We start from the raw sequence: 22336 nt of genomic DNA, 5'->3' as shown, positions 1-22336 counted from the left end.
GGAATGGACCGGGGCTCCGCGATGCAGGCACCCACCAGGATTCGGGTCCCTGACGTCGCCCCCTACGGGGGCTGTTCAGCCCGGCCGCGAGGGAGGGTGCGGCCGGGCTGCTTGTGGGCGGTCATGAGGCGAGGAACTTGGCGAAGACCGAGCGGCTGCGGCGCTCCGGCCGCGGGCTCTTCTGCGCCTCGCGCACCCGCCGCTGCTCGGCCGCGGCGCGGCGGAGCTCGGAGGCGTGGTGCTGCATCACGGTGTACTCGAGTTCGGCGTTCATTGAGGCCCCTTGTGGCTCGTGCTTCTTCCCTGCACTCTTAAGACTCCTCCTAAGGCCCTCCCGGACACATCGGGCGGATGCCTTATCTCCGGACGTAAGGCCAGATAGGAAGGTACTTAGGCAGGCGCATCAGGCGACTAAGGTGCCCGTGAGCCGTCCTTAGGGCTCGTCCGTGAACTTCACCGTGACCTTCGTGAAGCCGAGCGACTTCAGCAGGCCGGTCATCATGGCCTTGGTGTTGGTGTCCGCCCTGGCGCGCAGGTCGCTCGCCACCGCCGCCTCGTTGATCTTCTTCTCCGCCAGCAGATAGAGCTCGCGCTGGTCCCCTGGCGACCCGGACAGGAAGTCCTGCACCCGGTCGAACAGCCCGCGCTGCTGCGCGTACACGTACGAGCGGCTGTTGTCCAGGTTGGGCTTCTCCAGCTGGGCACGGGGCAGGAGCACGGTCGCCTGGGTGCGGTCCTCCGACACCGTCACGGCGTTGCCGGCCAGGCCGGAGAAGTCCACGTACGCGTCCACCCCGCCCGCCCCGACGAACAGCGTGCGGGTGCCCTTGATCGCGTCGGGCAGGAAGTTGGCGTCCTTCTCCAGGTCCACGACCACCTGGAAGTTCCCCGTGGCGGCCTCGAAGCGGCTGAGGTCCTTGATGGACTGCAGGAGCACCGGCTGACTGCGGTCGATGGCCTGTTCGCCGAGCGGGTTGAGCCAGGTCCAGGCCAGGCGGCCGCCCACCACGAGCAGGACCGCCAGGACCAGGAAACCCGCCACGTATCGCCACCTGCGGCGCCGCGCGGTGGTCACCTCGAGCGGCGTCGTACGGGAAGTCGTCATGCGTGCATGACTACCCGTCGGGCGATCATCATTGCCAGCCGTTTGGTGACATCTTCCGATCCATCGGCCTCCGCCTAGCTCAGACCGGCCGTGGACGTGCTGGGGGCCGAGTTCGGCGTGCCTTCGCCCTCCGGGTACACGGGGTAGACGTGGCTCGACTCCGGCGTCGGGCGGGCCGACGGCGCCACCTGCGGCCGCGCCGCGCCGCCGCCGCCGCCGAAGTACATGCTCGACAGCCCGCAGTTCCGGAAGTCGCTGTAGAACATCCGCAGCCACTCCCTGCGCTGGTGCTCGCTCAGCCACGAGAACCACGACGCCGCGTACTGGTGCTCGGGCAGCGGCCCGCCGGGCAGGGGCTCCCCGCGCAGCCACGCCATCACGATCTCCCGGTAACCGTCCGCGACCGTGCCGGGGCAGCGGGCGGCCAGGGACTCGATGTACTCGTACGCCGCCTCATCCGCGAACCCCGCGGACAGGTCGGGTACGTGGACGGGCGCCAGGCCGTTCGAGGGCTTCAGCTCCTCCTCCAGCGGCCGCTGCTCCACCCGCGTGAACGCGGCGGGCGTCCCCGCCAGCCGGGAGGCGATCTGCGTGAACGCCGCCCCCAGCTCGGTCAGCCCCGCCCGCATCCCCGGGTGCACGCACACCGTGATCGGCCAGTCCTGGCAGCTGTAGGCGATGTCCACGGCCGCGGCCGGCTTCGGCTGGGCCAGCACCCGCGACACGCCCATCCCGGCCGCCAGCACGGACAGCAGCGCGCACGCCAGCACCAGCGCCTGCCTGGTCACCAGCGCCGCCCAGCCGAGCAGCAGCGCCGCCGTGATGCCGAGCAGCCAGATCGTCTGGTCGAAGAACGGCGCCCCGCTCAACCCCTGGAACAGGTCGTACGGCTCCCCGGTGCCGGGCGCCAGCTTGTCCGCCCAGCCCCGGTCGTCGGCCAGCCACGAGAACAGTCCATAGCAGGCCAGCCCGGCCAGCGGCGGCGTGAACGCCTTGGGCACCACCCAGCCGGCCACCCAGCCGATCACCGAGTAGAGCGCCAGCCCCGCCATGCCCATGCCCAGGCCGGACAGGCTCAGCCGCCCCGACTGGTCGGTGAGCACCGTCTTGACCGCCAACACCAGCACCGTCGCACCGAACGACCCGAGCACCACCACCACGATCGCCAGCGGCGCCTTGAGCGCACGCCACGTCGTGAGCGGGCGCCCGCGCAACGCCCTGCGCTTGCGCAACGCCACCCACGCCGCGAACGCGGCGGCCACCGGCCCGGTCATCCGCAACGAGCCGATGACCGCGGCCACGATGTTCTCCCACGCGTCCACGCCAGGTATCAGGACATTCCACGCCGCCAGCAGCCCGATCGCCAGGAGCACGGCCACCGTGACGGCCGCGCTCTGCTTCAGCTCCTCTCGTGTAATGCCCGCGTGCTCACGCACCCTTTTCCCCGTTGACCTTCATCAAGCACCCCCCGTGCCCCTCGGCAAGGCCGAAGCGAATGAGTCCGGCCTGTCCCCACAGGCCGATGGACTTGGCTTCTGCGTCACCATACGTACGAGAACCATAACTGAGCGTGATGATTGACGTCCGGATTCTTGGTCAAGCGGGGAAGCCTGTCGCTCCAGGTCACCAGACGAACCGGGACGAGGGGCGCGCTACCGTATGCGCTGTGTCGCACCCCAAGCCGCTCAACCTGCCGTTCGACCCCATCGACCGGGCCGCGGAGAGCTGGCGTGCCCACTTCGGGCCCTCCTCCGCCATGGCCGCCGTGACCTCGATCATGAGAGCCCACCAGATCCTGCTGTCGCAGCTCGACTCGCTCCTGAAGCCGTACGACCTGACCTTCGCCCGGTACGAGGCGCTGGTCCTGCTGACGTTCAGCAAGACAGGCGCGCTCCCGCTGTCGAAGATCGGCGAACGGCTCATGGTCCACCCCACCAGTGTCACGAACACGGTGGACAGGCTGGAGAAGTCCGGGTTCGTCTGCCGGCTGCCCAACCCGCGGGACGGGCGCGGCGTGCTCGCCGAGATCACCAAGGCCGGCCGGGACGTCGTGGAGCGGGCCACCCGCGACCTGATGGGCGCCGAGTTCGGCCTGACCATGTACGCCGAGGACGAACTCGACCGGATGTTCACCCAGTTGCGCACCCTCCGGGTGGCGGCGGGCGACTTCCAAGAGGGCGGCGGGTGACTGCTCCGCCCTGGTGATGCGGCAAGATGAAGAGCATGGCGGACTTCTCTAGGCCCGGGTCGCTCTACGGAGCGATTGACCTGGGCGCGCGCAAGCAGGCCCTCGAGGCGCAGGCCCGGCGGGAGGCGGCGGGTCCCCAGGCGGCCGCGTCGGCCTCGATCGTGGACGTGACCGAGGAGACGTTCACGACCGAGGTCATCGACCGCTCGATGACCACGCCCGTGGTCCTCGACCTGTGGTCGCCGCGGGCGCCGGGCAGCGCCCAGCTCAGCCCGGTGCTGGAGAAGGTCGTCGGCGATCTCGGCGGCCGGGCCGTGCTGGCCAAGGTCAACGTCGACTCCAGCCCGCAGATCGCCCAGGCGCTGCGCGTGCAGGCCGTGCCGACCGTGCTGGCCATCTTCCAGGGGCAGGCCGTCACCGGCTTCCAGCAGGTGCTGCCCGAGCAGGAGGTGCGCCGCTGGCTCGACGAGCTGATGGGCGCGGTCGAGCAGTTCTACCAGGCCAACCCCGACGCCCGGCCCACGGCGGCGGAGCCCGGCGAGCAGGAGGCGCCCGCGGGGCCGCCCGCCGACCCCGACCTGGTGGCCGCCGAGCAGGCCATCGACGGCGGCGACCTCGACGCGGCCGCGGCGGCGTACGAGCGGCTGCTGGCCCGCGCGCCGGGCAACGAGGACGCCAAGATGGGCCTGGCCGGCGTCAGCCTCATCAAGCGCACCGAGAGCGCCGACCCCGCCGACGTCCAGCGGCGCCTGCAGGACCCCGCCGACATCGAGGCGCAGCTGCTCGCCGCGGACCTGGAGATGCTGTCCGGCTCGGTCGACGAGGCGTTCAGCCGCATCATCGCCGTGGTCAAGCGCACCTCGGGCGACGAGCGCGACAAGGCCAGGCGCCACCTGCTCGGCTTGTTCGACGCGTTGCCGGCCGACGATCCATCTTTGGCGAAAGCACGTAGAGCTTTGGCGAGCGCACTGTTCTAACCTGGGTGTATGCGGGTCGTCACCATATCCGCGACATACGGCACGGCCGGTAGCCAGATCGGCCCGGCCGTCGCGGAGCGCCTCGGCGTGCCCTTCGTCGACCGCGCCATCCCCAGCGCGGTCGCCCAGGAGCTGGGCTGCACGCTGGAGGAGGCGCTCGCGCACGACGACCGGGCCGAGCACGGCCTCGGGCGGCTGCTCTCGGGAGCGATGCGGTTGCCGACCGTCACGTTCGGCGGCGTCGACATGTACGTACCCGGCGCGATGCCGTACGCGCCGGAGGAGTTCGTCCGCCGTACCGAACGCATGCTCAAGGACATGGCCCGCGACCAGGGCGGGGTGTTCCTCGGCCGGGCGGGAGCCGTGGTGCTGGCCGACCACCCGGGCGCGCTCCACGTCCGGCTCGACGCGTCGATCCAGCGCAGGATCCGGCAGACGGCCACGCTGTCGGGGATGAGCGAGCGCGAGGCCCGCCGGGTCATCGAGGACAACGACCGTGCCCGGATGGCCTACGTACGGCACTTTTATCGGGCGGATCCGACGGATTCCTGTCAATATCATCTGGTCGTCGACAGCACCACAATCCCTGTTCCCACCTGCGTCGAGCTCATCGTCACGGCGGCCGAGGCACTGGATTGACCTGGCGCCCCCTATCATGGGGGAATTCTTGGTCAGTCCCGAAGGAGCGATTGACGTGGCGACCGTCCCGAGTGTGTCGTACTCCATCACCGTGCGTCTCGAGGTGCCGGCCGGCGGCAAGGCCGTCAGCCAGCTCACCCACGCCGTAGAGTCGGCCGGGGGCGTGGTCACAGCCCTCGACGTCACCAACGCGGGCCATGAGAAGCTCCGCATCGACGTGACCTGCGCGGCCAGGGACACCGACCACGCCCAGGCCATCGTCGACCAGCTCGAGGCGGTCGAGGGCGTCGTCATCCACAAGGTGTCCGACCGCACGTTCCTCATGCATCTCGGCGGCAAGATCGAGATGAAGTCCAAGGTGCCGCTGCGCAACCGCGACGAGCTGTCCATGGCCTACACCCCCGGTGTGGCGCGCGTGTCGATGGCCATCGCGCGCAACAAGGAGGACGCCCGGCGCCTGACCATCAAGCGCAACACGGTGGCCGTCGTCACCGACGGCTCGGCCGTGCTGGGCCTGGGCAACATCGGCCCCGAGGCCGCGCTGCCGGTCATGGAGGGCAAGGCGGCGCTGTTCAAACGCTTCGCGGGCATCGACGCCTGGCCGATCTGCCTCGACACGCAGGACGTCGACGAGATCGTCCGCACGGTGCAGGTGATCGCGCCCGGGTTCGGCGGGATCAACCTGGAGGACATCGGCGCGCCGCGCTGCTTCGAGGTGGAGCGGCGGCTGCGCGAGCTGCTCGACATCCCCGTCTTCCACGACGACCAGCACGGCACGGCGATCTGCGTGCTCGCGGCGCTCACCAACGCGCTGCGGGTGGTCGACAAGGACATCGCGACCGTCAAGATCACCATGGCGGGCGCGGGCGCGGCCGGCAACGCGGTGCTGCGCCTGCTGCTGGCCGCCGGCGCGCGCAACGTGGTCGTCTGCGACTACCTGGGCGCCGTCCACCGCGGGCGTGACGACCTCGACGAGTCGCTGCAGTGGATCGCCGACCACACCAACGCCGAGGGCTACTCGGGCGACCTGCGGGGGGCGGTCAAGGACGCCGACGTCTTCGTCGGCGTCTCGGCGCCGGGCATCCTGACGGGCGACGACATCGCGACGATGGCCAAGGACGCGGTGGTGTTCGCGCTGGCCAACCCGGAGCCCGAGGTGTCGCCGGACGACGCGCGCGAGCACGCGGCCGTGGTGGCCACGGGGCGCTCCGACTACCCCAACCAGATCAACAACGTGCTGGCCTTCCCGGGTGTCTTCCGGGGGCTGCTGGACGCGCAGGCCAACGGGGTGACGCAGGAGATGCTGCTGGCCGCGGCCGGCGCCCTCGCCGCCGTCGTCACGCCGGAGGAGCTGGGCCCCAACTACATCGTCCCCAGCGTCTTCCACCCCGACGTGGCGGGCGCCGTGGCGGCCGCGGTGCGCGAGTCTGCGGGCGGGCGGGCGCGCGGCTTCACCGAGGCATAACGCTTTCAGGTCTTTTACGGTCATCGCTTGTGGCTGTGCGCCCGCAGGACACCGCCGTGCTCCGTCCGCGCATCCGCGATTGGAGAACGTCGGGCTGGTGAGTGGGATGGACGACTGGGACGAGGCGCTTTACTTCGAGTCGGCCCTGGACATCATCGGCAGCCTCATGGCGTGGTGCACAGCCGGGGAGCTCGGCGCGCCGGCGGACACGTCGTGGCGGGAACTGCGCGGAAGATACCTGAGGGAGTTCACGGACCTCGACCCGGCTGATCACGCGGCCGTGGCCAGAGCCGTAAAGGTGCACGGTACGCGGCTGGCCGAGCTGGGCGGCTCGGTGAAGGTCGCTGCCCGTCCGTCACCTGAGGCGTACCGGCTCCCCTCGGCGGAGCACGCCCGCGTATTCACGGAGCGGATCGTTCCGGAGATGCTGAGCGTCGCGATGTCCAGCGCGGAGCCGAGCGTCCTGATCGTGGCGGGGGCGCCGGGCTCCGGTAAGACGACGCGGATCCGCCGGACGACGCGGGCCCTGGCCACCCCGAACGGCTGGGAGGTGATCGATCCCGAGGCGTTTCTCGCTTACCACCCCTACAGTTGGGATCTCGTCCTCCATGACGATCCGATCGCCGGTGACCAGGTGATGACGGACGCGCTGGGCTGGTGTGCCCTGGCTGTTGAGCGGGCCATCGCTCGCCGGGCCGACGTCGTACTCGAGATCGGTGCGCACCAGGACGGCGACGCGGGCGACTACGCGTCGGTGTTCCGTGGCGCCGGCTACCACGTCGAGGTCGAGACGATGGCGGTTCCCGAGGCGGTCGCGAGACTCCATCTGATGATCCGCTACCACTGCCGCCACGGGAACTGGCAGGTGCTCACACTGCCCCCGACGGCCCGTTGACGCGGTACAGCTCCGCCCTGGCACGAAACCACGTCACGGTGTCGGGAGACGGCGGACGCGCGCCCGCGCTCGCGAGATGGGCGAGGAAGTCTCCGTGGGGAGCGAGAGCGTGCTCCCGCAGGTAGTAGCCGACGGCCTCGGACCAGATCCAGACGCCGTCCGTGCGGAAGCTCCAGGGGACGACGGCGCGGCGCGAGCGGTCCACGACGTCGTCGCGCAGGACCGGGTTGTCGCGGACCGCCAGCGCCGACATGAGATAGCCGGCGATCCGCTCACGCCGGGCCACATCGGTCACGAGCGGGTGATCGGTGTGGAAGCGCGGCCCCGCCTCGCCGTCCACGGCGTCGTAGACCGTCGCCCGGTGGAAGGCACGCGGCGGGACGGGAGCCCACAGCAGCGACGATCGGGCCCGGGCGGTTCGCTGGTAGGCAGGCAGGCTCGACGCGGTGGTGTAGACCTCGACCTGCGGATCGGGCTCGCCCCGCTCGCTCAGCACGATCTGCGCACGCAGTGCGAGGAGGCACGGGTCGGCGCCTGGCGCGACCTCGACGAGGTACACGCGTTTCGCCCGAGGCCCGGGCGGACCGTCGGGAGGGAACCGCCACGCCCGCCACAGCCCACGACATTCCGGCTCGCCCGCGGCCATCTCGATCAGGGCCGCGTCCCGTTCGTCGAGCAGGCCGTCCGCCGATGCCCGATCCCTGGTATCGGTGAGGTCCAGGCAGCGGCTGATCCGTTCCCTGTGGGCCCGCAGCACGGCCAAGGGGGCCGGGGCGAAGTGCCACGCCGGGACGGGGTCTTCGGACTGCCGCCTCGTCCCCGCCGGAAGGGCGTGATCGACGCCCGCGCTGCCCAGCAGAGCGGCGAGAAGGTCGGCGTCGCGGCCGGTCAGGGACACGCCACGCTCAAGGACGGCGGCGGCCACGGACGCGGCCAGGCCTTCCAGGTCCTCGGCGACGAGCCGGTCCCTGGCCTCGGAGATCAGGCCGTCGGGAACCCGTCCGGACAGCCGCAGCAGCATCGCGTGACAGCCGGCCACCAAGCTCGGAAACCTGTATGGACGCTGACTCATCCAGTTTCCCGCCTCCCGTGCTGAGCGGTGGAGTTCATGCTAGTGAGGTCGTCGGCGGCGGCGATGCGGCCGTACAGTTCCATCGCGTTCGCGAACGTGCCGAACAGGCCCGGCGACGCCACCTCCACACCGCGGATGATCTCGTAGATCGAATGGTCCTCCGTCGGAAGCATCCAGCCGAGGAGCGCACGGGTGAAATCCTCCTCGGTGACGCCCTCGGGCTGTATCCAGCGGAATATCGAGTGGAGGCGGGCCGCGGTGCCCGATATCCCGGCGACGACGGGGAACCCCGCCTCCGCGGACACCGTCGTGAACCAAGGGTGGTCGGCGTGCATGCCGTAACGAGCCGTTCCCAGCACCCAGCTCATCGGCTCTCGCGCATCCTGCGCGGGGTCGTCGTCAGGTCGATCGAGAAGCTCCGACCAGGTGTCCTCGGTGGCCGGGTCGTCCAGAACGTTGCGGATCTCCGGCGAGGAGGCCGGCTCCGGGGGCGTGCTCGGCGGCTGCGACGGCTCGGCCGGCCGCCGCGCGGTGGCCAGTTCGAGGGAGTGCAGCGGCATGTCACGGTCCAGGAAGTCCTGGGGGGTTCGCTGGAACGCCGGCAGTTCCTCGACCGTGCGTGACCATCTGGCGGCCTGGCTCTCCTTGAATTCGGCCACGGTGATGGCGGCGTCCGGTGAATGCGTGCCGAGGGTGGAGATCTTGAAGATCTCCCGGGAGTTGGCCGGCGGGCGCTCCAGGAGAGGACGTAATCGGGACACGTCCAAGCCGGCGCGGGCCGCCGTCCACGTCCAGTCCGGCCGCGTGCGCAGTTCGTACAGGGTTTCCTTGAGAGTCAGGCCGTGCTGGCTGAAGAAGGCGGCGTTGTAGAGCGAGGTCATCAGCATGCGCAGATTGCCCTCGCGGCGCAGGTCGCCCAGCGAGATCGTGTCGCGTCCGACCTGGCCGGGGCTGGTGGGGTCGTCCTTGAAGAACGCCTGCTCGGTGCGCGCCGCCGGGGTTCCCGGATAGAGCTCACGATGGAGCGCGGTGAGGACGTCGTGCAATTTGGCCACCGTTCGCTCCGCGGCGGTGCGGGCGGCGGTGTCGTGGTACAGCACCTCGCCGAGTTTGCGCTCGAAGTCCAGGAAACGCTCGATCTCCGCGGGGTCGTCGGGGGTCAGCCATGGTCGGGCCATGGCCTCGACCGCGTCAGCCTCACCGGCGAGGTGGTCGTAGGTGGCGGCGTCCTCGGGGTGCTCTCGGCGCTGCCGTTCCAAAGTGACGCGCATATCGTCCAGCCGACGCGTGAAGTCCAGCCGTTCGACGGGCGTCCAGGGGCGCTCCCGTTCGGCTCGCAGGGCCTCCTGGGCGCCCGTGCTTCCCAGCCATCCGCCATCGGGTCCGCGCCGGTTGGAGAAGATCGCCTCGCCCGTGCGCAGCCGGATGTGCACCGCGTTCACGGTCGCCGGCGGGTCGTCGGACTCCAGCAGACCCACCGTCTTCTCCGACCCGGAGAAGCGGCTGTCGTGCGCCGCCGCGGGCACGAAACGGCCGGCGCCGTGGCTGACCTTCTCGCTCAGATAGCGGGTGAGGACCGACAGCCGGCTCTGGGCCCCGGCGGCCGCCACGAACTCGGTCTCCACCTGGTAACCGTGGTCCTGGAACTGCTTGATGAAGGCGCCGGCTTCGCGCGGGTCTCCCAGGGTGGCCTCGACGATCACGTTGAAGCCGTACGCGATGACATGCTCGAACGCCATCGCCTGCCACTGCTTCGCAATCGGCTGGATGAGGTTGTTGGTCGCCACGTCGTTCCAGGCCATCAGCCGGGCATACGCGGGGTGGAAGTCCTTGTACTCGTCGACGATCAGCCGGATGGCCCCGCCCCGTTCCCGGAACCCCTCGTGGAGCCGGCGGATCGTGGTCGACTTGCCCGCGCCCGGCTGGCCTCCGACGACGATCATCGTGGGGTTCGGAGAGCGCGTGGCGCCCGACAGCATCTCGGGGACGATCCGGCGCTCGAAGATCTCCCGTAGCTCCTCGTCGGTGAGCCTGTGGTCGACGGGAGGCGTCGGCGGGCCGGTATCGGCCAGCGCCTTGACCGGCCGCTCGCGTCCTGACGGCGATGGGTCCGTACGGGGCCTGATAGCGAGTGGGCCCACGGGCTCGGGTGCGGGTCGCGCTCCGCTGAGGGCCTGCACGAGGTCCGCATGAGAGGGCACCAGTTCTCCGCGGCGCACTGTTCCGGACGGCGAGATGGCTGTCGAGGGCTCCGGCGAGGCCTGCGTCGGCCGGACTCCCGGGTCATCGGAGGCGGGCGGGCCTTCGGACGTGAGGGATGTGGGTGTGGAGGAGGCAGGTACAGGCGGCAGGACGGTGCCCGGACCGCCGGCCGCTTCGGTGACGGCCGGCGCCCGCGGCGCTCGTGCCGGAGTGGGATCGCCGCTCGCCGTGGGACCGGTGGGAACCGCGTGGGACGCGGTGGAGGGTGGAGGGCCTGCTGGCGTGGCGGGCGTGCTGCCGCCCATCGGCGCCGCCGGAGCGGCGGGTGGGACGTCGGCCACGGGCCCGGATGAGGCAGGCGGGAGGTTCGCCACCGTGCTGTGCGTCGTGACGAGCGTGGGCGGGGCACCGCCGATCGGCGCGCTTTCGGTCCAGGTGGTGGCCGGTGTGGTCGTCGCGGCGACGCCCGTTCCGGTGCTGGGAGAGGAACTGGTGGCCAGGTCGGCCGCACCGGTGTGCGTGCTGGGGGCCGTACTGCCGCTCGTGTCGGCCGGCGTCGGGGAGCCGCCACCTGTGCGGGACGCGTCCGCGGCCGAAGCCGTGGCGTGAGCGGCGTCCAGCGCGGCGTGCGGACGGGCGATCGCGCTGACGACGTCGACGCTGAACGGGCTGATCGTGTTCGTACGGCCGGCGCCCGCTGCCATCCCGCCCAGCACTCCCTCGGCTGACGGCAGCTCCCATTTGCCGTACACCACGCCATTGGCCACGAACCCGGCGGGCACTGACACGGCCCCATTCGTGAGGCCGGCTTGAAGGGCACGGCCGGGATAGCGACGCAGGGCGTTAAGAATGCCCGGAGCGTCGCGGGCGGCCGCATTCAAGGCCTTGATCCCCGGCACGGTGCTCACGAACCTGGACATCGGCCGGACGAGCCGGGAAGCGAGCACGGCGCCACCGGCGTCGCCGAGGACGGCGGCCATGGTCCGCCGGCCGTCCCACCGTCGGCGGGTGCCCAGTTCCCGCTGGCGGTCCTGGGCGTAGCCGTCGATCAGCAGCCCCTCGGCGACCTCCTCGGGCACCTCCCGGAGCGCGTGGCTGGCGGCCGCCCTTGCCAGCAGGGCCTTGCCGCGCCCCAGAACGCTCAGCCGGGCGGTGTTCACGGTCGCGGCCTTGGGGGCGACCTTCTCGGCGAAGCGGACGCCCGCCGCCTCGTCCAGTCGCTTGAAGACCTGGTCGAGGAACCTGCGCAGTTCCCTGGCGTACGGGCCGAGCAAGGGAGTGGTGGCTCCCGCGCTGAAGAACGTGGCCAGTCCCGCCACGGTGGCCGCCGACAGCGTCACCCAGAAGCCCGCGTTGATCGACAACTTGGCGTACTGCGTCTCGCGTGCGTAGCCGTCGTGCTGCAGCGCGTACGCGTGCGCGATCTGCGCCAACGCGACCAGCCCCGACTCCTTGGAACCGAGGCGCTCGACGTCCGCGCGGAAGGCGTCTGCGGCAGGACCCCGCCAGCCTTCCAAGATCCTGCCGGCCGCGGGGCCGCACTTCTGGGCGGCAGCCGCCGAGCACTTCGCCAGGTCCTCGAATGCCACCGCCAGCGCTGCCTCGCCGCTCTCGCTGGCCTCCGGCCACAGCTGCCCGGACGAGATCAGCGCGAGCAGGATGTCGGCCAGCGGCGGCGGGCTCTCGCTCCACGCCTTGGTCACGTCGGTGGCGAATCCTCCGCTGCCGATCGTGTCGTCCTGGTTCGTGAGCCTTCCGGTGACCGGGGAGCTCACATTGCGACCTGGACCGGTCTCTACAGCCATGCCTGCCCCAGCTCGCCCCCGCGCCGTTGGGCTGTGGTCAAGCTCCTAGGTCCCCCTGTCGAACGATGCGGCCTCCGCCTCCGCCGAGCCGTCGACGCTCTGCCGAACCGCCGTGCCGCTGTCGATGATCCGGCCGACCTGGTCGCCTGCCCAGGCGATCACCAGGTGGGGGCCGTCACCTTCCATGTACGCCCGCCGGAACTCCCTGCCCGCTGAGTCGTCGCCCCACGGAGGGGCGGCGTGCAGCCGTTCGATGCGGGCCACGGCGTCCCTGACCGCGTCGTCCAGGTCGGCGGCCATGGCGTCCCAGCGCGCGAGTCCTTGATCAACCAAGGGGCGCTCGATCCTGAGTGTCACGAGGCGTCCCAGGTGCCGTGCATGTGCTCGCTCAACTGCGAGAGCCCGGCGTCGAGGTCTCCCCGGAGCTGTGCCCGCATCTGGGCCGCGGGGACCAGCGGTTCGAAGATCGCGATGACCTCCTCCTGTGCCCTGGTCGCCGCCCGGTGAATGGACTCGGTGATGAGGCGGGCCGGCGACTGAGAGTCGGACCGCCGGAACACCCGAGGATCGAGGTCGAGGTGTATCAGATCGCCGCGAGTCCCCGCCGTCACCGTGACCAGCCCGTCAGGCGAACGCTCGGTCACCCGCACCGCTCGAGCTCTGTCATGCAGGGCCTGTGATTCGTTCTGCAGGTGGACGAAACCGTCGCGCAGCTCTTCGGTATAGGCGCGCAGCGTGTCCGCATTCAGAGGAGGCGACGCCAACACCCCCTTTGTGGCGCCGGGAATGGATCTTTCTGCGACCCTAGCCGTCAATATCGTGCGCGCCGGAACGTTTCGCCATTTTTCGAAGTGTGTGCTCATGAGGCGTCTGCGCCCCTGCCCAACCGCCATGCTGCGCGCCTGCTGATGTGAGGAGGGCGTTACTGCCGGGGAACTGCCGGGACACGTGGGGGCAACAGAACGAGGTTACTTATCTGTCAATCGACAGAAATTGTCTCCAGGGGAGAGCCCATGGCGCCTTCACCTTCCGCCGACGAGAGCGTCCTCGAAAAGTTCGGCTACCGGCAGGAACTGCACCGCAGCATGGGCCGCTACGCCTCGTTCGCGGCCGGTTTCTCCTTCATCTCGGTCCTCACCACGGTCTTCCAGTTCTTCGGCCTCGGTTTCTCTTTCGGCGGCCCGGCGTTCTTCTGGACCTGGCCGCTGGTGCTGGCCGGCCAGCTCATGGTCGCGCTCTGCTTTGCGGAGCTGGCCGCGCGCTACCCGATCTCGGGGGCCATCTACCAGTGGTCCAGCCGCATGGGTAATGCGACGTTCGGCTGGTTCGCCGGCTGGATCATGGTGCTCGGCCAGGTCGCGGTGATCGCCGCCGCGGCGCTGGCCCTGCAGGTCGTGCTCCCGGCCATCTGGCCGGGCTTCCAACTGATCGGCACCGACCCCTCGCCGGTGTCCGCGGATGGCGCGGCCAACGCCGCGCTGTTCGGCGTGCTTCTGCTCGCCGCCACCACCGTGGTCAACCTGCTCGACAACAAGATCATGGCCAGGGTCAACGTCATCGGGGTCACCGCCGAGATCGTCGGCGCCGTCCTCATCGTCGTACTGCTGCTCACCCACGCCGACCGCGAGCCCAGCATCACCTTCGAGACCGGCCTGCCCGGCGGCACCTTCGCCGCCCTGCTGGTGGCCGCCTTCGCCGCGGCCTACGTGCTCATCGGCTTCGACAGCGCGGGCGAGTTGAGCGAGGAGACCCGCAGGGCCTCCGCCGTCGCGCCGCGCACGATCATCACCGCGCTCGGTGCGGCCGGACTGCTCGCCTGCCTGATCGTCTTCGCCGCGTTGCTCGCCGCGCCCAGCCTCACCGACGGCCGCCTGGCCACCGAGGGCCTGTCCTACGTGCTGACCAGCACCCTCGGCGACGGCGTGGGCAAACTGCTGCTGGCCGACGTCGTCGTGGCGATCTGCGTGGCGACGCTGGCGATCCAGACCTCCGCGACCCGCATGCTCTTCTCGATGGCCCGCGACGGCGTCGTGCCCTTCGCCGCACAGCTGGGACGGGTCTCGCCCCGCACCGGCATGCCGACCGGCCCCGCCCTGGTCACCGGCGCCCTGGCGGCCCTCATCGCGGCGATCAACTTCGTCTCACCCGACGCCTTCCTCGCGATCGGCACCACCTGCATCGTGGCCCTGTACATCGCCTACGCGATGGTGACCGGACCACTGCTGTGGCAACGGCTGCGGGGGTCGTGGCGTGGCGGGGCGCCGGAGGGGGTGGACGAGAACGGCAAACCGCTGTTCTCCCTGGGCCGCTGGGGCTTGCCGGTCAACGTGCTGGCCGTCGTCTATGGCATCGGCATGGCCGTCAACCTGGCCTGGCCGCGGGCCGAGGTGTACGCCCCCGCCAGCGGGGAGTGGTATTTCCAATGGTTCACGGCGCTGTTCCTGGCCGCGGCGGTGGGGGCGGGCGTGCTGTACCGGCGGTCAGCCGCCGCCAAGCAGCGCGCGGCCCAGCTCTCGCAGGTGGGCGAGGCCGCCCTCACCGACGCCGCCAACGCGTAAGGCGGCGTCGGCCACCGCCTCCGCCATCGCCTCGACCGCGAGGGCGGAGGCGTTCCTGCGGATCAGGATGACGCTCTCCACCACGGAGTAGACCAGATCCGCGCGCAGGTCACGCTCGTTCTGCGGCAGCCCGGCGGTGATCGGCGCGAGCAGGCCCGCGTAGGCCTGCTTGAGCGCGGTCCGCAACTCCTGGAAGTCGAGGAACCGGTCGGCTTCGGGCAGCAGGTACAGAGCGCCCAGGTTGTGCTCGCCGGAGCACAGCAGCGCCGCGTCGCGGTACGCCAGCGCCCACAGCCGCGCCCCCGAGGGCGCGTCGGAGGCGGCGAGCAGACGCGCGGCCTCCAGCGACGGCCGCACCGTGCTCTCCAGCAACTCGGCGAGCAGCTCTTCCTTGCCCTTGAAGTAGTGGTACAGGGTCGCTTGCCGGACCCCGGCGCGCTCGGCCACCTCCCGGGTGGTGGTGGCGCTGTAGCCGTTGACCGTGAACAGCTCCGCTGCCGCCGCCAGGAGCTCCTCGCGCGGGGACAGGCCGGTCTCGGGACGCGCGACGGCACGTGGACGTCCCACCCCTCGTCTGCTCACACACCGATCCTTCCACAGGCCGCGGACCCCTCCGTTTCACAGGAATGAAACAGCGGAGATCCACGGGCGAAACGTCACGATCTTAATTTCTGTCGAGCGACAGAAATTAAGGAGGAGCCCGATGGCGACAGGCACCACGTACGGCGCACGTGAGCACGCCCGTGCCCAGGAGGGCACGGTGGTCCCGGCCATGCCACGCGTGCCGGCCCCGGAGGGCCTGACCTGGTCGGAGACGGTCGCGGGCGGCAACTACACCCACCGTGCCCTGGCCCGCGGCACGGAGCTGACTCTGACCGACGTAACCGGCGACGCCTGCGCCCACCTGCTGCTCTACGTGACCGACCGCCCCTGGGAACGGCTCAACATCGCCGACACCGTCAAGGTCCAGTGGAACGCCTACCCCGGCGCGGGGCACCTGATGCTGTCCGACCAGGGCCGGGTGCTGGCCTCGGTGCTGGAGTCGACCGCGCCCGCCGACGCCCTGTGCGGCGTCTCCACGCTGCGTCGCAACACCGAACGCTACGGTGACGGCGCCCCGCAGAGCACCTCGCCCGCCGGCCGGGAGCTGTTCAAGCTGGCCGCGGCCAAGCACGGGCTGAGCCCGCGCGACCTGCCGCCCTCCATCTCCTTCTTCCAGGGCGTCCGCGTCGACCCGGGGTCGGGACGCCTGGAGTTCACCGGCTCGGCGGGCCCCGGCGCGAGCGTCACGCTCCGCATGGAGATGCCGGTGACCGTCCTCATCGCCAACGCCACCCACCCGATCGACCCTCGTCCCGACTACCGCTGCGGCCCGCTGGAGATCGCCGCTTCTTGCGGCAGGCCGACCGCGCCCGGCGACCCGTTCTGGGAAGCCACCCCCGAAGGCCGCCGCGCTTTCGAGAACACCGCCGACCACCTCACCGCCAGGGGCATGCGATGACCGACGTGACCGTTCCCGCCCGTGCTCCCTGGTCCTCGGTGGTCCAGGCCGGTCGGCACCTGACCATCACCGACCTCGGCGGCAACCAGGCCGTCGACTGCCTGATCTACGACGCCCATGACACCGCCGTACGCTACAGCGCCCAGGACACCGTCCACGCCCAGAGCGGCATCTTCCTGACCACCGGCACCGTACTGCTGTCCAACGAGCACACGCCGTTGCTGACCGTCGTCGAGGACACCTGCGGCCGGCACGACACGCTCGGTGGCGCCTGCTCCAAGGAGTCCAACACCCTGCGGTACGGCCAGCACACCTGGTCCCAGCACGCCTGCGTGGAGAACTTCCTGGCCGAGGGCCTGCGGCACGGCCTGGGCAAGCGCGACCTGGTCAGCAACATCAACTGGTTCATGAACGTCCCGGTGGAGGCCGACGGCACCCTCGGCATCGTGGACGGCATCTCCGCCCCCGGCTTGGGAGTGACGCTGCGCGCGGAGACCGACGTACTCGTGCTCCTCTCCAACTGCCCGCAGATCAACAACCCGTGCAACGGCTTCGACCCGAGCCCGGTGAGGATCACGATCCAATGAGCATGACCCTTCTGGTCGCCAACCGCGGCGAGATCGCTGTCAGGATCATTCGCACCGCCCGCCGGATGGGCCTGCGGACCGTCGCGGTCTACTCCGACCCCGACCGCGGCGCCGCACACGTCCGGCTGGCCGACCATGCCGTACGGCTCGGCCCTGCTCCGGCCAAGGACAGCTATCTCGACGCCGACCGGGTGCTGGACGCAGCGATCGCGTCCGGCGCCGACGCGCTCCACCCCGGCTACGGCTTCCTGTCGGAAGACGCCGCCTTCGCGCGCCGGGTCGAGTCGGCTGGTGTGGCGTTCGTCGGCCCCACCCCGGAGCAACTGGAGCTGTTCGGTGCCAAGCACACCGCCCGTGCCACGGCCCGCGCGGCGGGCGTCCCGCTGCTGCCCGGCACCGGGCTGCTGGCCGACCTGTCGGCCGCGCGGAGCGCCGCCGAGCGGATGGGCTACCCGGTGATGCTCAAAGCCACCGCAGGCGGCGGCGGGATCGGGATGCGGGCCTGCCGCGACGCGGCGGAACTGGCCGAGGCGTGGCAGAGCGTGCAGCACGTGGCCTCGGCCAACTTCGCCACCGCCGGAGTGTTCCTGGAGCGGCTCGTCGAGGGCGCCCGCCACGTCGAGGTGCAGGTGTTCGGCGACGGCCGGGGGCGCGTCGTGGCCCTCGGCGACAGGGACTGCTCGCTGCAGCGCCGCAACCAGAAGGTGCTGGAGGAGGCGCCCGCCCCCGGCCTGCCCGACTCGGTACGTGACCTGCTGGCCGACAGTGCGCTGCGATTGTGCGAGTCCGTCGGCTACCGATCGGCCGGGACGGTCGAGTTCATCTACGACCCCGTGCGGCGCCGGCCGTACTTCCTGGAGGTCAACACCCGCCTGCAGGTCGAGCACCCGGTGACCGAGGCATGCTACGGCGTCGACCTGGTCGAATGGATGCTGCGGCTGGCGCAGGGGGACAGCTCGCCGCTGGACGCGGGAGTGCCCCAGCCGCGCGGCCACGCGGTCGAGGCGCGTGTCTACGCGGAGAATCCGAGCAAGGACCACCGGCCGAGCGCCGGGCTACTCACCCGGGTGGAGTTCCCCGCCGACGTCCGCGTGGACACCTGGATCGAGACCGGGACCATGGTCACCACCTCCTACGACCCCATGCTGGCAAAGGTGATCGTGTCCGGGCCTGACCGCGAGACGGCGCTGGCCAGGCTGGGCACGGCCCTGGAGGCCACCCGGATCGACGGCGTCGAGACCAACCTCGCCCTGTTGCAGGCGGTCGTCGAGGACCCCACTGTGCTGGCGGCCACGCACCACACCGCCACCCTCACCGGGATCGGCGACAACTCGCGGCGCATCGAGGTCATCCGGCCCGGCATGCTGACCACGGTCCAGGACTGGCCAGGCCGCACCGGGTACTGGCAAGTGGGCGTGCCGCCGTCGGGCCCGATGGACGACCGCTCCTTCTGCCTGGGCAACCAGGCGCTCGGCAACGAGCCGGGCGCACCGGGGCTGGAGTGCACTCTGCAGGGTCCAACGTTGCGCTTCACCCACGCCACCACGCTCTGCGTCACCGGCGCACCCGCTTCCGTCACACTCGACGGCACGCCCATCGCGATGTGGGAGCCGGTGACCATCGCGGCGGGCGCCACGCTCGACATCGGCGCCCCGCCGACCGGCATGCGCACTTACCTGCTGATCGCCGGAGGCCTGGACGTGCCCGCCTACCTGGGCAGCGCCGCCACCTTCACGCTCGGCAACTTCGGCGGTCACGGCGGGCGTGCGCTGCGCGCGGGCGACGTGCTGCGCGGCGGGGCGGTCCGCCGGGGGCTCACCGGGACCAGCGGAGCCTGGGAGCCGGGCACCTGGGAAATCGGCGTCGTGGAGGGGCCGCACGCCGCGCCCGAGTTCTTCACCGACGACGATATCGCCGACCTCTACGCCACCACATGGAAGGTGCACCACAACTCGGCACGCACCGGCGTCCGGCTCATCGGCCCCAAACCGCGCTGGGCCCGGCCCGACGGCGGCGAGGCGGGACTGCACCCGTCGAATATCCACGACACTCCCTACTCGGTCGGGGCAATCGACTTCACCGGCGACATGCCGGTCATCCTCGGACCCGACGGGCCCTCACTGGGCGGCTTCGTCTGCCCCGCCACCGTCGTGACGGGCGAACGATGGAAACTCGGCCAGTTGCGGCCGGGTGACACACTGCGTTTCGTCCGCCTGCCCTCAGCGGTCGGCCGGCCCGGCGACGGAGGAGTGCTGGCCCGCCGGGGTGACGTCACCTACCGGCGAAGCGGCGACGACAACCTCCTCGTCGAGTTCGGCCCCATGGAGCTCGACCTGGCCCTGCGCATGCGGGTGCAAGCCCTCGCCGAGGCAGTGGATGCGGCCCGGCTGCCCGGCATCGTGGACATCACCCCCGGCATCCGCTCGCTCCAGGTCCACCTCGATCCGGCCGCACTGGCGCAGGAGCGGTTGCTGGACGTACTGATGGAGCTCGAAGCAGGGCTGCCACCCGTCGAGGAACTGGTGGTCCCCTCGCGCACGGTGCACCTACCGTTGTCATGGGACGACCCGGCGACACGCGAGGCGATCGAACGCTACATGGCGGGTGTACGGGACGACGCCCCCTGGTGCCCGTGGAACATAGAGTTCATCCGCCGGATCAACGGGCTCGGCAGCGTGCAGGACGTCTACGACACCGTCTTCGACGCCGAATACCTCGTGCTCGGGCTCGGCGACGTCTACCTGGGCGCGCCCGTGGCCACCCCGCTCGACCCGCGGCATCGGCTGGTCACCACCAAGTACAACCCGGCCAGGACCTGGACCGCGGAGAACTCCGTCGGCATCGGCGGTGCCTACCTGTGCGTCTACGGCATGGAAGGGCCTGGCGGCTACCAGTTCGTCGGCCGTACGGTCCAGGTCTGGTCGACCTACGGGCAGGACACACCCTGGCTGCTGCGCTTCTTCGACCGCATCCGCTGGTACCCGGTCAGCGCGCAGGAGCTGCTCGACCTGAGGGCGGACATGGCGGCCGGGCGACTGGAGCTGAAGATCGAGGACGGCTCGTTCTCGCTGGCCGACCATCGCCGCTTCCTGGCCGCCCACTCGCCGTCCATCGCCGCCTTCCGGGAGCGGCAGGCCGCGGCCTTCGCCACCGAGCGTGCCGCCTGGGAGGCTTCCGGCGAGTTCGCCCGGGGCTCCGAACCCCCCGACGCGCCGCCTGCTTCGACGGAGGTTCTCTCGGGCGGGGTGGTGGCCGAGTTCGCGGCCGGCGTCTGGCAGGTGGCCGTCACGGCCGGCGAGCGGGTCGAAGCAGGGGACAGGCTCGTCGTGCTGGAGGCCATGAAGATGGAGTCGGTTGTCCTGGCGCCGGTGGCCGGGGTGGTGGAGCGGGTCCTGGTCAAGCCCGGCGACCAGGTCGATGCCGGGACCGCGCTGGTCGTGGTGAAGGGAGAGCGGGCGTGACCGCGACGAGCCGCGTTCAGCGGGCGGATGGGCGCGGCGCTGCGGCGGTCGACAGGATACGGCGGGCCTATGCCCGGATCGCCGAGGTGAACCGGCCCGAGACATGGATCACCCTGCGCCCGCAGGAAGAGACAGAGGCGGAGGCCGCCGCGATCGACCCGGCCCTGCCGTTGGCCGGGACGCTCTTCGCGGTCAAGGGCAACATCGACGTCGGGGGCCTGCCCACCACGGCGGGTTGTCCCTCCTATGCCTACCTGCCCGAGCGTGACGCCGAGGTGGTGGCACGGCTGCGGGCGGCGGGTTCGGTGGTGCTCGGCACGACCAACCTTGACCAGTTCGCCACCGGGCTGGTCGGGACGCGCAGCCCTTATGGGCCGGTGCGCAATGCCATCGACCCTTCCTACATCTCGGGTGGATCCAGCTCCGGGTCCGCGGTCGCGGTCGCGCTCGGGATCGTGGACTTCGCACTCGGCACCGACACCGCGGGGTCCGGGAGGGTCCCGGCAGCATTCAACGGGATCGTGGGGCTGAAGCCGACCTTCGGCCTCGTCCCCACCGACGGTGTCGTGCCCGCCTGCGGGAGCCTCGACTGCGTCACCGTCTTCGCCCGCTCCCTGCTCGAGGCCCGCCGCGCCTTCGCCGTCATGACCGCCTCGTCGGTGACGGCCGCGCCCGCCTCGCCGGGCACCGCGGCGGCCGGCGAGGTGGCCGTGCCGCCCAGGCGGCCGGGGCCCTGGCGAGTGGCCGTGCCGGCGGTGGACGCGCTCGGCGAGCTCGACGCCGGCTGGGCGAAGGCCTTCGAGCGCGCGGCCCGCTCGTTCCGCGGCGTGGAACTGCTCCCGATCGACCCTGCTCCCTTCCTGCAGGCCGCCGAATTGCTCTACCAGGGCGCCTTCGTCGCCGAGCGTTACCGCGCGGTCGGCGAGTTCGTCGCCAAGGGCGGTCCCGACCTGGACCCCACCGTCGCGGGGATCATCACGGCCGCCGCTGCGATCCCCGCACACCGGCTGTTCGCCGACCAGGAAGCTCTCGCGGGCCTGCGAGCCCAGGCCATGGCGAACCTCGGGGACGCGGACGCCCTCCTGCTGCCCACGACCCCCGGCCATCCAACGCTCGCCGAGGTGGCGGCCGAGCCTTTGACCGCCAACTCCAGGCTCGGCCGCTTCACCAACTCCACCAACCTGTTCGGCCTGTCCGCCCTGGCCGTGCCGGCCGGCACGGCCGGCGGGCTGCCCTTCGGCGTGATGCTGCTGGGCCGTCCACACGCCGACGACCACCTGGCGGCGATCGCCGAAACTCTCAACCTGCCGCTGCGCCTGGCCGTCGTGGGCGCTCACCTCAGCGGCCAGCCACTCAATCACCAGCTGACCGAACGCGGCGCCGGTCTCGTCGTCACCACCACCACCGCCTCGGCCTACCGCCTGTACGCCCTACCGACCACCCCGCCCAAGCCGGGCCTGGTCCGCACGGCCGAGGGCGGAGCGCCGATCGAGGTCGAGGTGTGGGAACTACCACCCGACGGCCTGGGCAGCCTGCTCGCCGAGGTTCCCCGGCCTCTCGCGCTCGGCCAGGTCGAGCTGGCCGGCGGCAGCACGGCGACCGGCTTCGTGTGCACGCCGGATGGCCTGGCCGGTGCGACCGACATCACGGTTCACGGCGGCTGGCGAGCCTACCTGGCAGCGGGGTGAGCGTTCGTCGAGGCATCGACTGCTCACCGCAGCGGCGCTCGTGGTGTCGGCGACGTGAGTGGTTGGTGGGGCGTGGTTGACCCGTGATCCGCCGGTGGCGCGCGTGGGATGGTGTGCCCGTCGGATGGTCGCGTCCGCCTGGAGGCGTGGGCGTCCGGTGGCCGGGTGTGGCCGGTGGTGCGCCCGTTCAGTG

At 71.0% G+C, this 22336-nt stretch carries 18 protein-coding genes; 10 read left to right on the top strand and 8 right to left on the bottom strand.

Annotated features, from left to right (window positions below):
* Window positions 1–121: 121 nt before the first annotated feature.
* From ACIHFD_RS24695 to ACIHFD_RS24685, 3 genes are all read right to left on the bottom strand, one after another.
* On the bottom strand, window positions 122–274 hold the full coding sequence (locus ACIHFD_RS24695; RefSeq protein ID WP_397368867.1) for a hypothetical protein: 153 nt from the start codon (window positions 272–274) through the stop codon (window positions 122–124).
* 159 nt (window positions 275–433) lie between these two features.
* On the bottom strand, window positions 434–1105 hold the full coding sequence (locus ACIHFD_RS24690) for a DUF4230 domain-containing protein (protein ID WP_397368866.1): 672 nt from the start codon (window positions 1103–1105) through the stop codon (window positions 434–436).
* A gap of 74 nt (window positions 1106–1179) precedes the next feature.
* A complete protein-coding gene (locus ACIHFD_RS24685) occupies window positions 1180–2541 on the bottom strand; it encodes a hypothetical protein (RefSeq protein ID WP_397368865.1) in 1362 nt (453 codons plus the stop codon).
* Window positions 2542–2771: 230 nt separating this feature from the next.
* On the opposite strand from ACIHFD_RS24685, the gene ACIHFD_RS24680 reads away from it, so the two are divergent.
* From ACIHFD_RS24680 to ACIHFD_RS24660, 5 genes are all read left to right on the top strand, one after another.
* Window positions 2772–3293 carry a MarR family transcriptional regulator gene (locus tag ACIHFD_RS24680; protein WP_318787341.1) on the top strand — a complete coding sequence of 174 codons (522 nt, stop codon included), beginning with the start codon at window positions 2772–2774 and terminating at the stop codon, window positions 3291–3293.
* Between the two features lie 35 nt (window positions 3294–3328).
* Entirely contained in the window at window positions 3329–4270 is a 942-nt protein-coding gene (locus tag ACIHFD_RS24675) for a tetratricopeptide repeat protein (RefSeq protein ID WP_355207325.1), read from the top strand.
* A 9-nt stretch (window positions 4271–4279) separates the two neighbouring features.
* A complete protein-coding gene (locus ACIHFD_RS24670; protein WP_397368864.1) occupies window positions 4280–4909 on the top strand; it encodes an AAA family ATPase in 630 nt (209 codons plus the stop codon).
* A 55-nt stretch (window positions 4910–4964) separates the two neighbouring features.
* Window positions 4965–6374 carry an NAD-dependent malic enzyme gene (locus ACIHFD_RS24665; protein ID WP_364266371.1) on the top strand — a complete coding sequence of 470 codons (1410 nt, stop codon included), beginning with the start codon at window positions 4965–4967 and terminating at the stop codon, window positions 6372–6374.
* 106 nt (window positions 6375–6480) lie between these two features.
* Window positions 6481–7269: a zeta toxin family protein gene (locus tag ACIHFD_RS24660; protein ID WP_397368881.1), complete on the top strand. Its 789-nt coding sequence runs from the start codon at window positions 6481–6483 to the stop codon at window positions 7267–7269.
* Here the strand turns inward: ACIHFD_RS24660 and ACIHFD_RS24655 are convergent.
* From ACIHFD_RS24655 to ACIHFD_RS24640, 4 genes are all read right to left on the bottom strand, one after another.
* A complete protein-coding gene (locus ACIHFD_RS24655; protein ID WP_397368863.1) occupies window positions 7244–8308 on the bottom strand; it encodes a hypothetical protein in 1065 nt (354 codons plus the stop codon). The genes ACIHFD_RS24660 and ACIHFD_RS24655 overlap by 26 nt on opposite strands.
* A gap of 29 nt (window positions 8309–8337) precedes the next feature.
* Complete coding sequence (locus tag ACIHFD_RS24650; RefSeq protein ID WP_397368862.1) at window positions 8338–12318, bottom strand: zeta toxin family protein; 3981 nt, start codon at window positions 12316–12318, stop codon at window positions 8338–8340.
* 75 nt (window positions 12319–12393) lie between these two features.
* Window positions 12394–12681 (bottom strand): hypothetical protein, encoded by a 288-nt coding sequence (locus ACIHFD_RS24645; protein ID WP_397368861.1) that lies wholly within the window; start codon window positions 12679–12681, stop codon window positions 12394–12396.
* A 20-nt stretch (window positions 12682–12701) separates the two neighbouring features.
* Complete coding sequence (locus ACIHFD_RS24640) at window positions 12702–13112, bottom strand: YbaB/EbfC family nucleoid-associated protein (protein ID WP_397368859.1); 411 nt, start codon at window positions 13110–13112, stop codon at window positions 12702–12704.
* Between the two features lie 249 nt (window positions 13113–13361).
* Between ACIHFD_RS24640 and ACIHFD_RS24635 the strand changes: the two genes are divergently transcribed.
* Complete coding sequence (locus ACIHFD_RS24635; RefSeq protein WP_397368857.1) at window positions 13362–14906, top strand: amino acid permease; 1545 nt, start codon at window positions 13362–13364, stop codon at window positions 14904–14906.
* Here the strand turns inward: ACIHFD_RS24635 and ACIHFD_RS24630 are convergent.
* Window positions 14829–15488: a helix-turn-helix domain-containing protein gene (locus ACIHFD_RS24630; protein WP_397368856.1), complete on the bottom strand. Its 660-nt coding sequence runs from the start codon at window positions 15486–15488 to the stop codon at window positions 14829–14831. The two genes, ACIHFD_RS24635 and ACIHFD_RS24630, sit on opposite strands and share 78 nt — an antisense overlap.
* A 121-nt stretch (window positions 15489–15609) precedes the next feature.
* Between ACIHFD_RS24630 and ACIHFD_RS24625 the strand changes: the two genes are divergently transcribed.
* The 4 genes from ACIHFD_RS24625 to ACIHFD_RS24610 are packed head-to-tail and all read left to right on the top strand — an operon-like array spanning window position 15610 to window position 22143.
* A complete protein-coding gene (locus tag ACIHFD_RS24625; protein ID WP_397368855.1) occupies window positions 15610–16407 on the top strand; it encodes an urea amidolyase associated protein UAAP1 in 798 nt (265 codons plus the stop codon).
* Window positions 16404–16994, top strand: a complete 591-nt coding sequence (locus tag ACIHFD_RS24620) for an urea amidolyase associated protein UAAP2 (RefSeq protein WP_397368854.1) — start codon at window positions 16404–16406, stop codon at window positions 16992–16994. The genes ACIHFD_RS24625 and ACIHFD_RS24620 overlap by 4 nt, the downstream gene beginning before the upstream one ends.
* Window positions 16991–20455 (top strand): 5-oxoprolinase/urea amidolyase family protein, encoded by a 3465-nt coding sequence (locus ACIHFD_RS24615; RefSeq protein WP_397368853.1) that lies wholly within the window; start codon window positions 16991–16993, stop codon window positions 20453–20455. Before ACIHFD_RS24620 ends, ACIHFD_RS24615 begins: the two co-directional genes overlap by 4 nt.
* A complete protein-coding gene (locus tag ACIHFD_RS24610) occupies window positions 20452–22143 on the top strand; it encodes an allophanate hydrolase (RefSeq protein ID WP_397368852.1) in 1692 nt (563 codons plus the stop codon). Before ACIHFD_RS24615 ends, ACIHFD_RS24610 begins: the two co-directional genes overlap by 4 nt.
* Window positions 22144–22336: the final 193 nt, after the last annotated feature.

The organism is Nonomuraea sp. NPDC051941 (assembly GCF_044593615.1).
Note: the sequence above shows the minus strand (reverse complement) of the source record. Positions and strands in the feature narration are given on the sequence as shown.